The following is a 12378-nucleotide window of genomic DNA, read 5'->3' as shown; positions in this document are numbered from 1 at the left end:
CAACAGATCTCTTAAATCTCTGCGAGAGCTTCCTGATTAGCGAAGAAGTCACGTCGAGCTCGGATTGTAATAATTACACCGCGTAACTAATGATGTTCCCGCCCCCACCTTTATCCCCTCCAGCTAACTCCCTACATTGAACTCCAACGCCGACCCATTCATTCCGAAGGGAAGGTCACTGGAGATTCCTCATGCCTTTCGTAAGCGTACGCATCACCCGCGATGGCGTTACCTCTGAGCAGAAAGCTCAGGTGATCGCCGAAATCACTGAAACCCTGGAACGCGTCCTGAAGAAGGATCCGCACCTGACCCACATCGTGATCGAAGAAGTCGACACCGATAACTGGGGCTACGCCGGCATCAGTACCACTAAGTACCGCAAGCAACTGGCTGAGGCGGAGGGCAAATCATGACCGCGTCCGTCTCCATCGATTTCATCTCCGACGTGGTGTGCCCGTGGTGTGCATTGGGTGCGACGGCGCTGGAGCAAGCGATCGAGAACGTGGCCGGTGAGATTTCAGTGGAGCTGACCTACAAGCCCTTCGAGTTGAACCCGGACATGCCGGCAGTCGGCGAAAAAGCGGTCGAGCATTTGATGCGCAAATATGGACGCACCGCCGCAGACGTCGCCGCTGGCAAAGCGATGCAGATCGAACGTGGCGCGGCTCTGGGGTTCAAGTTCGATCTGGACAAGCGCACTCACTTCTACAACACGTTTGATGCGCATCGGCTGCTGTTGTGGGCGTTGCAGGAAGGGCGGCAGGTCGCACTCAAGAAAATCCTGTTGCGCGCTTACTTCACCGACGGCCAGAACCCGAGCGATCGCGAAACGTTGGTGAGTCTGGCTGCTGAAGCGGGACTGGATGCGGCGGCGGCTCAAGAGGTGTTGGCGTCCGGCGCATTTGCCAAAGAAGTGCGTGAGCTTGAAGCGTTTTACCGCCAGCACGGCATCAACTCGGTCCCGGCCATGGTGCTGAACGGTCGCCACCTGGTGTCCGGTTCGCAGTCGGTCGAGTACTACGAACAAATGTTGAGACAAATGGCCAAGGCCCCCGCCGAAGCCTGATTACTTACTTATTCAAACCATTATTTATTAGTAGAGGTTCATCATGAGCAATTCGAAAAAAGTCATCGTTATCACTGGCGCATCCCAAGGCCTCGGCGCCGGCATGGTCAAAGCCTTCCGCGACCTGGATTACAAAGTTGTCGCCACTTCGCGTTCGATCAAACCGTCCACCGATCCGGACATCCTCACCGTGGCGGGCGACATCGGCAACCCGGAAGTCGCACAACAAGTCATCCGTGAAGCCATCGCACGTTTTGGTCGCATCGACACCCTGATCAACAACGCCGGCATCTTCATCGCCAAGCCGTTCACCGCCTACACCGCCGAAGACTACGCCAACGTGTTGTCGGTGAACCTGAACGGCTTCTTCTACATCACCCAACTCGCGATCAACGAGATGGAAAAGCAAGGCAAAGGCCACGTCGTCAACATCACCACCAGCCTGACAGATCACGCAATTGACGGTGTGCCGTCGGTACTGGCTTCGCTGACCAAAGGTGGTTTGAACGCAGCGACCAAGTCCTTGGCGATTGAGTACGCCAAGCGCGGGATTCGGGTGAATGCGGTTTCCCCTGGCATCATCAAGACCCCGATGCATGGTGAGGAAACCCATGCAGCGCTGGGCAGTCTGCACCCGGTCGGCCACATGGGCGAAATCAACGACATCGCTCAGGCGGTTGTGTATCTGGACAACGCCAACTTCGTCACTGGCGAAATCCTGCACGTCGATGGCGGTCAGAGCGCCGGTCACTAAGACCTCTTTGACTTGTCCACAGCGCCGTCGATCACTATCGACGGCGTTTTTATTGGAGAACGCAGGATGAACACCCACGCTCACAAGGTTTTCCTGATCACCGGCGTCAGTTCAGGTTTCGGCCTTGCCTTTTCGCAAGCAGCGCTGGCGGCGGGGCACACGGTGGTTGGCACGGTGCGGCGCGAATCCGAGTGCGCCGCGTTCGAAGCGCTGGACGCCCATCGCGCTAAAGCGTTCGTGCTCGACGTCACCGATTTCCCAGCCATCGAACCACTGGTGGCTGACATCCTGCGCGAGGTGGGGCAGATCGACGTGCTGGTGAACAACGCCGGCTATGGGCACGAAGGCATTCTCGAGGAATCGCCACTGACTGAAATGCAGCGCCAGTTCGACGTCAACGTGTTTGGCGCGGTGGCAATGATCAAAGCAGTCCTGCCCGGCATGCGTGAACGGCGCAGCGGGCATATCGTCAACATCACCTCCATGGCCGGCTTCATCACCTTGCCGGGCATCGCTTACTACAGCGGCAGCAAATTCGCCCTTGAAGGCATCAGCGAAGCGCTGGCCAAAGAAGTCGAAAGCCTGGGCATTCACGTAACCGCCGTCGCACCTGGCTCATTTCGCACCGAATGGGCGGGGCGCTCGATGATCCGATCCGGTCGCACCGTGAGTGACTACGACGCGGTGTTCGATCCAGTGCGCAAGGCGCGGGAAGAGAAGAGTGGCAAGCAGGCTGGTGATCCGCACAAAGCTGCGCAGGCGTTGATGACCTTGGTCGCTGCTGAAAAGCCGCCGGTTCATCTGTTGCTGGGTAAGGATGCGGTGAGGTTGGTGCGTGAAAAGATTGCGCGGTTGCAGGGGGAGATTGATGCTTGGGAGCATCTTTCGGTTTCTACGGAGTTTGAGTGATTGATGGCCGGTGTATAAAAATCCAGAACCCAGAAACAACAAAGCCCTCGTATTTCTACGAGGGCTTTGTTTTGTGGTGTCGGCAATAGATCTGAAAATCATCTGGGCGCCCCTCTCCTCTCGTAGGAGGCGAGTGATTCCATTCGCTACAGTCAGAAAAGCGCCACGTCTTCGTCGTCGGGGACTTCGTCCGTAACAATCACTCGTGCGTGTGCGCTGTGCTCATCCTCCATGCGCAACCCGAAGTAGCGGGTATCGTTGGCGTCCCAAAATGCCTCTATCTGCGCCATGGCTGCATGTTCAAGCAGCACCTCGGCGCTGTGCTCCAAGATGATCGAGTAACGTCGTTCGGTGTTCATTACAAAGGGGCTCGCAACGGCGGAGTGAAGTGGCAGGTTGTGCATAAGCACTGCTGTCATTATGCCGCCTCACTGATTTTCGACCGTAACCGCTCATCGTTTCGGTGAGATATGTAGATGCGCGGTACCAGAATTGGCTGCGCCGATTCCGCACCTTTGATGAATATAACCACCCTTCAGCGAGCGGGGCGCAAAAAGGGGCGAACACGGAACGGGGAGCCAGCAGAGGAAACCCAGGAGCGTAAGACCCATAAACGAAAAAGGCCCACCTTTCGGTGAGCCTTTTTCGATACTGCGTATGGTGCGGCACCAGGAGTCCAATAATAAATTAACTATTTGATTTATATGGTTTTTATTGTTTAGTATAAAATTTTATATCCCTAATACTACTCTAATCGATACCCGCAATTTATTAGGCTTTTCAGATCTTCCGCGGAACGTATTGTTAAGTGGGAGTGTGGAGGGTAGTGGTCGCAGATATCTGATTCGTATAATATTTTTTTGTATGGATGGAGCTTAGTTGTTATGCATTAAAAATGCAGAAATTATTTCTAGATATTGATGGCGTTATAGAGAAAATAATAAATTATAAATAATAAACGCAAAGCTGGACTGGAAATAATGCCCTTTACCTGCTTGAGCTATGTGTGATTGTTAGTTGATCTCTGTGCTCGGCAGGCGTTCGCGGTCGGTACCATGTATAAAGTTGTCGCTTAGTCTTGAGTTTTTTTACGTGAATAATGAAAGTTTTAGTTTTTACCCAGTCCCGGCAATCACATTTAAAATATTAAAGAGAAACAATGTCACTTGGGAAAGCGCTTGTCGGTTTCATGATTTTCGAATAAGTATAGCAGTTGTAATGTTGTATTCGGCCAGTCCATATTTTACAAGATGGAAAGTATAAAGTTAGTGTGTGTGTTTGAGATGGCCTCTTTAGATTATCAGATTATGTCGTCGGAACAATATTCACAAACGGTATTTCTACTCACAGTAAATGCACCAAAATCAAAGTTGCTTAAGTTAAATTCAATACGTTTATTTATTACCGCCAAAAATTTTAATGGCACACCAAAAATAACTTTAATTGCCTCTGTTGAGGTAATCGATGCGGAAACACCACATACGGGACCTATACTTCCAATTTTACGAGATTTTCTATTTAGTTTTTTTACACCAAATAGATCCGCAGCGTTCGTTGGAGTCAGCACTTGATCGAAACAGTGGAAGCAAGCGGTTAATCCTGGAATAACTACCTGCCCAATCAGCGTTAAGTGTAAATTATAACCGCCACCAATGATGTGTGGAGTTTTATATTTTAAACAGAAATCGGAAACTATCCTGGACGTTTTGTCAACGCTCGGAAAGTCTGCGCAATTTATAATTAAATTTTGTGTGTTAGGTAATGATCCTAAATCTTCGACAGATTCCATTTTTTTACAGATGGCCTTTATTTCAATACCATATGAATGCCTGATGCTGTCGCGAGCTGAGGTAGCTTTAGGCTTTCCGACGTCAGCCTCAAAGAACAAATCTTGTCTATGGAGGTTAGATGCCTCGACGACGTCATCATCCATTACAGTAATATTCTGGACACCAGCTTTTATCAAGCAATGCAAAACCCATGACCCTACAGCGCCAAGTCCGATGATAAGTACACTTGCCTTTGAGCCTTGCGAGATGGCCTTTTTAACTTCCGATGTGGAATGAAAATAACTTTCTAAAGTATTTATCAGTCGAGGGCGTGAGTCTACGTCAGACTGAGAGTACGGTTCATTCACTTCAATTAGAACGTATTTCTCTTGAAGAAATAGGGCTAGTGCACATAGCTCGTGAATTAAAATTTCTGGATACAAAGCGCTGATTGAACTAACTGTCAGCGAACCATCAAATCGGTGTAGTAATCCAATAATTTCAGGGTAACTCTGCTCGATAAAAAACCCGACCCTTAGATTGCTATCAAAAAACTCAACAATCTGTCCAAGGTGTACAATTGCAATGCAACTTCTTAACCTAAATACTTTATTTTCTACAGACATCGCAACCTTCCTTAGCTGAAATTTCCACCCACTCCACTTCACTTTTTCCGATCATGAACTCTCCACGCTGAGATAGCCTAGATTTATATGCCTCACCGCCTGCAATGTAGTTCAGCAGTTGTACACAAGCGTATGATGCAGAAAACAGAGACATACTGTAAGTTCCGCCGCTACCACCGATAACATGTGTTTTTGTGGGGTTGGTTTTATGTACCTTGTAAGATGGTTTCCAGTCAGCTAAGGCAACGCTGAAAAAATTGCTACAGCAATCAACACAGATAGACTCTCCAGGAATAAAAAAATCTCCTGTACTCATGAGGTGAGCATCAAACCCACCGGCAACATAAAGAGGGATATTCTTAGCCCACAAATAGCGCCCGAGTTTGACCGAAGTGTGACCTATATATGGTTCGTCGGCCGTGTTAATTACGACAGTGGCACTATCCACCAAACTGGATAGGACTGTTAAAGGTAGGAGTTTTTCCTGGATGCACTTGACGCTTACATCGGAGTTTATTTTTTCGATGTAACGCCTGAGAGCATGAACCTTCGGTTCTCCGATCTCATTAATTGAAAAATATGGATGCCGTTCGGAAGACTGTTGAGTGAGGGTCTTGTTATCTACAAGCGTAAAATTTGATACTCCAGCTCTTGCAAGATTAATTACAATAGAAGCCCCAACTGCCCCCACACCAAAAACAACGCAGTGGCTGTCAACGATTCGTTGATGAGCCTTATCTGCGGGCAACCCAAATATCCAATCAGACAAAAAGTTTATCTGTCGTGAGTATCGCGAGTCAGGGTCTGTACTCGAAGGGTATTCTAATACACCGTTAACGATTAAATAATCTAATATCGACTTGAGTTCATCGAGGTCTACTTCGAACCCAAAATCGGCTAAATGCTTCGAGAGGGGCTTTACTCCATCTAGGGCAGATAGTACTTCACTAAATGTAGGGTCAACCCGAATGGAAAGTTTTTGCCTAGTATTGATATGGTAAAACTGAATAGTGCAGACATGAGGTTCACCTGTGGACATGTATACATCCACGCTGTCTTTTATTTTTAAGACAGGATCATATGTGAAAGCTTCCATTCTTCATCCTACCGATAGGAATAGGTGCCAAATTCTTGGCACCGCTCCAAAATCAATATTGCAAAACACCGGCATTGGCTTCGAGATACTCATCCCAAGAATCTAAACTGCCATCATCAGATCCAATATCTTGACGGGTGCAAACTCGAGTGCAGCAATCGCTTCTGCTTCCTGAACAAGTCGTAGTGTACTTGGTACCGGCTTCAGGATGTTCTCCTACTTCGGAAAACTTCAAACTAACCTTCATTTTGACCATTGCTAACTCCGTTTACGTTATGGACACAGAGCGAAAACGATACCATAATGGCATTCTCATGTCACTTACAACTTTCACGAACGGAGTTACTGATGCAGGGAAGATCAGAAGAAAATTTCTTCACAGTTGTTGGTGCCAAAACAAACAACCTAAAAAGTCTAAATATTAGAATTAAGTTAAATTCATTGACCGCCATAACAGGGATAAGTGGTGGTGGGAAGTCTTCTTTAGCGTACGGCACGCTATTTTCAATCTGCAAACAGCAATTTAATCAGCTGGAGTTTGGAGCATATGATTATGCTACTTATAGCGTGGATTCATTTCATGGCTCATTACCTGCGATTGCGCTAACGCAAAACAATTTTAACTCAAACCCAAAATCGACAATTTATTCTTACCTAGATATTCCTAGTTACCTCTACTCAATCCTTCCGAACGACGACACATTAATCGATCATTCATCTCTTCGTTTAAATAAGCCAGGAAATGAATGTCCGCAGTGCGAAGGAAGTAGAGAGTCACTATCGTTGTCCGAAAGTCTCATTTTTGATGAATTTAAACCTTTGGAAAAAATCCCTTTCAAATGTTGGTTTGGGGCAAATCTATCTAAGCATACAGCTCTGCTTCGCGCTTTTTGTGAGGATGAAGGAATTGATCTGAAAAAATCGATTTCTGAGCTTTCAGTGCAGCAAAAAAATTTGGTCCTAAATGGCGAGTCGGCTAAAAAATTTAAAATAAGCTTTGCCTTTAGTGGGAAGAGGAGATCTAGAGAAGAACGTTACATAGGTCCAATAAAGAGCTTGGTGGAGTTCTCGCAGAGCGAAAAAGCATCACTATATGATGCTTATAGGAAGTTTTCAAAACCATCTCCGTGCTCCCATTGTGACGCAACTGGCCTGAACTTGAGTTTCTATAAGAAAAGCAAAGTATCTGGAATTTCTCTTTTTGAATTTTTAAAGTCTCCAATTTCTGAGGTTGTCACGCGGCTGAAATACTCAGGTAAAAGCCAACCTTCGGCATTAAAAGCATTAGTTACCCAACTGGAAACACTCATTGAACTTGGTTTGGGGTATCTTTCTTTGGTAAGACAGGTCCCCACCCTGTCTGGTGGAGAGTTACAAAAACTTAGGTTTGGTCAAATATGTAATACTTCAATTTCTGGGGTTATGTTTGTTTTGGACGAAATTTCGTCGCAAATATCTACAAATGCTCATGATCTTTTGATTGAGAAGATGAGAAAAATATGCGCTAACGGAAATACAATTGTAATGATTGAGCATAATCATTACTTTATCCAATCGGCAGACCAAGTAATTTGCATAGGTCCAGCGCCGGGAAATGAGGGTGGCTATATTGTACCTTATGTAGCTCCTGAGCATTCTGTACTTGAAAGAGATAAAGAGTATAAGTCGGCGGACTTTTTTCCTCTCCCCAAAGTAAGCAAGAATAATGTTTCAAATGTCCTAGCGTCTATTCCCAAGAATGCTATTACCGGAATATGCGGCGTTTCTGGTTCGGGTAAGTCCTCTTATGCAGCCGCTATTAGTGAAGTATTTCCCGAAGCTCACTACGTTTCGCAAAAGCAAATGCGTGGAAACGTTAGGTCTACTATATCTACAGCTCTAGATTTGAGCGCAAGTATCGCGAATATTTACTCAAAAAACACTGATATGGCTAAGGAGCTTTTCCTGCCTCAACCAGGTAAGTTAGGTTGCTGTGATGTCTGCGGTGGAACAGGGGTCGTAGACTTTGCTAGGACTTTTGAGAAAACGATTAAGATAACCTGTTCTCTCTGTGAGGGTTCATTGTTTTCAGAAGTTGTCGATCTTATTAAAGTGTTTAACATGAATGTGAAGGAGTTTTATGGTTCACCTCTTCACTCTCTGCCTAATGATCTGGTTGTGCAAAGTAAAAAGTTGAGCTCTGTAATAAAAATCGCTGAGGCTCTTGGGGTATCCCACTTGAGTCTAAATAGGAAAATCGGAAGTTTGTCAGGGGGCGAATCTCGCCGTATTAAATTGCTGCAAGCATTAATCTCTCCAAGTAAAGACAAAATACTGATAATAGATGAGCCTGGCGCTGGGCTGGATAGTGCTTCTGCAGTTAAAGCCATAACTCATATTGGCGATTGCGCTGCTTATTTTAAGGCTATTTTGGTGATAGACCATAAGCCGGAAATACTTGATCGATGCAATTATATCTTAGAGTTTGGCCCGGGCGCTGGGCCAGCGGGAGGGGAACTTATATACTCTGGGTTGCCATTCAGCAGGAGTAGAGCAGTATAAGGGTTGGTTTTTTAGCGAAAAATCTGTGATAGATGATTTGAAAGGTAAGCCTCTCAATTGTGAAATAATGGGAGGTTTACGCGATTTGCCCTTGTTTTTGTTTATTCCTTCCCTGCCTTTACTTTGTGTAGAGTAGTTAATGCAGCGTCCTCTATAGATGCCGGCCTTCGCGAAGCTTTTTTGAACTGCCAGGATTTGTTTAAGCGAGTAGTGAGTAAATGCACGGTCAGCAGATAGTAAAAACGCGTCGACTTAGTGCTGGTTCAGGTGCTGATTTAGAAACCAGTCAAGATGTTTTCGCTGCCAGGCCCATGGATTATCTCGGTACCAGCGATTAGAAATCGCCGCTTGAATGGCCTTTGCTTGGCGTAGGTGACGCTCACGTGTGGCATGCGATCCGGTCAGAACGCCCGCCAGGAACAGCTCCATATCGAATGGTTTGTTGCTCATGTTCGACCACCGATGTAGGCCGATACCACGTCGATACGGCCATGCCCCAGTTCATAGCTGATTTGGTCTCGGGCCTGCTGATCGAGGGGCTGGTCGAGTTGGTAGCAACGACCACCGTTGATGGGCGCGGGATGATGGGTGATTTGCTTATAGCGTTCGCACGCATAGGCCGCTCGCAATTCGTGGAAGCCCTTGAGTTTGTGCGTATGGAGAATCTCCCGTGCGGGGCGAACGATTACCTGTTGGAAATCGAGGTAGCGTTCATTTGCTGCAAGCAGGTTGCGGCTACCATCAGAAGGGACTTGAAGGGCGAATGCCAGTGCGTCGCGGATGTGCTCATCCACCGTTATCCACCGAGGGGCCGAGGCTCCCGAGCGTCCAGCTTTGGTGCCGTCCTGGATGTTGATACTCCCGAGTTGCTCGGCTTCCCGTTGCAGTCGAGGAGGGTCGGCCAAAATGGCCGCGCGCAAGCGCATTCCGGCGACTCGCGCCAAATGCACGATGGCGGCAGCGCGTTGCATTTGGTGTTCGCAGAGTACGTCGACGATCCGTTTCACATGTTCGCGATCTTGGCCTTGCGGCACCGATTGACGAACACTGGTGCGCCGCATTCCCAACGCCTTGCTCGAACTCACGACCTTCACATACTGATCACCGCGAAGCGCAGCCATGGTCCGGTTCACGCTGGACAATCGGTTTTGCGCGGTGGCGATGCTTATAGCGCCTTGTTCAACTTGCTGACGCAGATATCCGGCGTACTCCAGCAGGGTCTGCCGATCAATTTGTCGCGCATCGTTAATACCTGGTCCATCCTCCGACCGACACCACCGAACAAACGCGTGCCAGCGATCACTGTGCGCTGTAACGGTCCCATAGTGCCTACCGCTGAACATGTCTTTCAGCGCTTGCGGCCCGGCATAGCTCAGTTGCCGACCATCGCCAAAATTCCGCCCGTCCCGTCTACCTACCAGTGCCATGATCAAACTCCTCTCGAAGCCAAACCTTTGAGACTTTCCCCACGTCATCCCGCCAAAGATGTTGAGTGTTATCAGGGATCAAGGCCCCTGCGACCTGTGAGGGTTGTCCACTGCGCGGGACTAGCGGCTCTTTACGACCGAGAGCTTGGGCTTCTCATGATCTGGCCTCCTGAACACTTCCGAAGACGTGGGCGGATGGAGGCTGCGCTGGCGGACGAGACCGGCGCCGCGAGATCTTGAGTCAGGTGAAGGCAGTGAGGCGATGACCGGGGCGTGCCTGACTGTCAGTCAGGTGCAGTCTATTCCCTGGGCTCCGTCACGTCCTCAGCAACCAAGCTCTGCTAGAAATTGAATGATGCTGCTACGCTTGAGAAGGGCTCTCTTGGCCTATGTAAAATAGATGCGCAAGCGAAAAAAAGCCCTACGTGGTAGGGCTTTTCATTACAGCGAGGCTAGCTCTCTGACAAGGTTGGGCATGTAGCTGACTCTCGCGGGCTGACCCTTGAGGCCAAGCAGAGGGTAAACTTGCCCACCGATACCAGGCGTGATCTCGCCGTCTTCTGCTTTTTCGCTATCAACTGCGAACACCAGAAACTCGAACTTGTCAGCAATGTAGCTCGGGAACTCATCGCGTAATGCTTTTTCAGAGCTGATGTGCATCACTGGTGAGACGATATATATCTTCTCGGGATTCACATGCTCGATAAGCTCAAGAAGGTTAGTTCGCACAACGCAACTGCCTGAAATGATCGACTTGGCAATAACCAAAACCGTGGCACCTTCATATCCAGGTTCTAGGAATTTATGCACGACTGGAGCAATGCTTCCACCTGGAATGGAGTAATGGTTATTCCAAAATACTGCAGCTTTGGTGGAGTGATTTTCCTTCAGGCAGTCATAAATACCCTTGCTGAGGTAATCGGCGTCCTCTGCGGTTGACGCTAAAAGGCATTGCTTGTGTGCCGGAATTTTCTGATTAAGCACTCCACCCAGCAGTTCTCCCAGCGCACGCATGGTGGCCGAGTAAGCTTGCGGGTTATCCGTCGATGATAGAAGGCTGTCCAAGGCTGCCTTAGCTTCACCTTTAGCAAGTGCACTGTATTTCCTATTCACAATGCTCATTGACGGTTTTCCCCTGTGGGCAAATGGTCATCTAACGTCTCTGCTTCAAGTGACATCAGAAAAACAACGATGTCTCCAGGCTTTTTGAGCTTGGCCAGAGCTTGAGGTGACGGGCTAGCAATGCTTGAGGTAACCCTCGCCTGCATCCCATTGTAGCTGACAATAAAAGCGCCGCATTCTACCGTCACAGAAGGCATTTGGAAAGCGGCCAGCAGGTCTGTGAGCCAAGTGGGTGCATCGGATTCCTGCAGATTTTTGACCGTCACGACCCCAACTTCCTCTTCTTCTATACCGTTGGGCACGAAGCTTGCGAATACATCAGGATGAGACATCGCTTTGGCTTTGGTCAGGACGTCCAGTACCGTACGGCCATGTTCATTGTCCGCGCACCACTGGCCTAGCACCAATCTAAAGGCCGCGTCAACGTTTGACAAGCTTTGGGTGGTACACAGCTTATTCAGCGCCTCACGTAAAGGGCCATGTCCAATTACCAACTGGGTGGACGAGGTGTGGTAGGGGAAATGCTCGGACAGGCAGTAATCCTTCATATCTGCAGGGATTTTTGCGTCATTGGCTGCAGCCTTGTCGATGCTACTGACGAGTAATACCTGGGTGGAAATTTTGCTCAGATGAAGGTCATGGTCGATGATTTGCTGCATACCGAAGCGGCACTGCATCTCCTCATCCCAGCTAGCGGGATCACCGTCTGAATTCTTGGCTTGGTAGTTGGTTTTTTGTGCGGCAGACAAATGGCGGACACATAGATCATCGACGAAAGCGGTTTCCTGGCAGGTGATGTGGTAGTCGCCATACTCTCTTGCCTCGACGTTCGATGCTATGAGGCAGATTTTGTTAGCCGCGAAAAAATTCTCGAAGTCCGAGCCTTTCTTGTTGTTTTTGCCGCCTCGACCGATGTTCGTCAGCTTTTTCGCGAGCTCGGCTCCGAATTGCTGCTCTACGAACTGCGTCACTTCCGTGTCAGACATTTCTTTCATCGGTCGGCCCCTTGGTTAGTCACTTCATTATCTCCATCACCTAACAGCCAGTCGAGGGCATGTGGGCGGATTG

12 protein-coding genes and 1 pseudogene are annotated in these 12378 nt (G+C 48.5%); 5 read left to right on the top strand and 8 right to left on the bottom strand.

Features of this window, described 5'->3' with window-relative positions:
* Positions 1–191 precede the first annotated feature (191 nt).
* The 4 genes from FBY01_RS19415 (at position 192) to FBY01_RS19400 (ending at position 2729) form a co-directional block, all read left to right on the top strand.
* A complete protein-coding gene (locus tag FBY01_RS19415) occupies positions 192–413 on the top strand; it encodes a 4-oxalocrotonate tautomerase family protein (RefSeq protein ID WP_010464654.1) in 222 nt (73 codons plus the stop codon).
* Positions 410–1066 (top strand): DsbA family oxidoreductase, encoded by a 657-nt coding sequence (locus tag FBY01_RS19410; RefSeq protein WP_010464653.1) that lies wholly within the window; start codon positions 410–412, stop codon positions 1064–1066. The genes FBY01_RS19415 and FBY01_RS19410 overlap by 4 nt, the downstream gene beginning before the upstream one ends.
* A gap of 43 nt (positions 1067–1109) precedes the next feature.
* Positions 1110–1820, top strand: coding sequence for an SDR family NAD(P)-dependent oxidoreductase (locus tag FBY01_RS19405; RefSeq protein WP_145309145.1), 711 nt, complete (start codon positions 1110–1112; stop codon positions 1818–1820).
* 66 nt (positions 1821–1886) lie between these two features.
* Positions 1887–2729 carry an oxidoreductase gene (locus FBY01_RS19400; RefSeq protein ID WP_145309147.1) on the top strand — a complete coding sequence of 281 codons (843 nt, stop codon included), beginning with the start codon at positions 1887–1889 and terminating at the stop codon, positions 2727–2729.
* A gap of 152 nt (positions 2730–2881) precedes the next feature.
* Here FBY01_RS19400 and FBY01_RS19395 read toward each other — a convergent pair whose 3' ends face one another.
* From FBY01_RS19395 to FBY01_RS19380, 4 genes are all read right to left on the bottom strand, one after another.
* Positions 2882–3088 (bottom strand): hypothetical protein, encoded by a 207-nt coding sequence (locus FBY01_RS19395; RefSeq protein WP_145309150.1) that lies wholly within the window; start codon positions 3086–3088, stop codon positions 2882–2884.
* A gap of 941 nt (positions 3089–4029) precedes the next feature.
* Positions 4030–5124, bottom strand: a complete 1095-nt coding sequence (locus FBY01_RS19390; protein ID WP_145309152.1) for a ThiF family adenylyltransferase — start codon at positions 5122–5124, stop codon at positions 4030–4032.
* Positions 5108–6220, bottom strand: coding sequence for a ThiF family adenylyltransferase (locus tag FBY01_RS19385; RefSeq protein WP_145309155.1), 1113 nt, complete (start codon positions 6218–6220; stop codon positions 5108–5110). Before FBY01_RS19385 ends, FBY01_RS19390 begins: the two co-directional genes overlap by 17 nt.
* Positions 6221–6272: 52 nt before the next feature.
* Positions 6273–6476, bottom strand: coding sequence for a hypothetical protein (locus tag FBY01_RS19380; protein WP_223530747.1), 204 nt, complete (start codon positions 6474–6476; stop codon positions 6273–6275).
* A gap of 92 nt (positions 6477–6568) precedes the next feature.
* On the opposite strand from FBY01_RS19380, the gene FBY01_RS19375 reads away from it, so the two are divergent.
* On the top strand, positions 6569–8761 hold the full coding sequence (locus tag FBY01_RS19375; RefSeq protein ID WP_178113281.1) for an ATP-binding cassette domain-containing protein: 2193 nt from the start codon (positions 6569–6571) through the stop codon (positions 8759–8761).
* 101 nt (positions 8762–8862) lie between these two features.
* On the opposite strand, the pseudogene FBY01_RS19370 reads toward FBY01_RS19375, so the two are convergent.
* The 4 genes and pseudogenes from FBY01_RS19370 to FBY01_RS19355 all read right to left on the bottom strand — a co-directional run bounded on the left by FBY01_RS19370 (position 8863) and on the right by FBY01_RS19355 (position 12305).
* Positions 8863–9211 (bottom strand): annotated as a pseudogene (locus FBY01_RS19370) (hypothetical protein).
* Positions 9208–10188, bottom strand: coding sequence for an integrase domain-containing protein (locus tag FBY01_RS19365; protein WP_145309158.1), 981 nt, complete (start codon positions 10186–10188; stop codon positions 9208–9210). The pseudogene FBY01_RS19370 and the gene FBY01_RS19365 overlap by 4 nt, the downstream one beginning before the upstream one ends.
* Positions 10189–10629: 441 nt before the next feature.
* Positions 10630–11310 carry a hypothetical protein gene (locus FBY01_RS19360; RefSeq protein WP_145309160.1) on the bottom strand — a complete coding sequence of 227 codons (681 nt, stop codon included), beginning with the start codon at positions 11308–11310 and terminating at the stop codon, positions 10630–10632.
* Complete coding sequence (locus FBY01_RS19355) at positions 11307–12305, bottom strand: hypothetical protein (RefSeq protein ID WP_145309162.1); 999 nt, start codon at positions 12303–12305, stop codon at positions 11307–11309. Before FBY01_RS19355 ends, FBY01_RS19360 begins: the two co-directional genes overlap by 4 nt.
* Between the last annotated feature and the right edge of the window lie 73 nt (positions 12306–12378).

Source organism: Pseudomonas sp. SJZ077 (assembly GCF_007993905.1).
Lineage (GTDB): Bacteria > Pseudomonadota > Gammaproteobacteria > Pseudomonadales > Pseudomonadaceae > Aquipseudomonas > Aquipseudomonas mandelii.
Note: the sequence above shows the minus strand (reverse complement) of the source record. Positions and strands in the feature narration are given on the sequence as shown.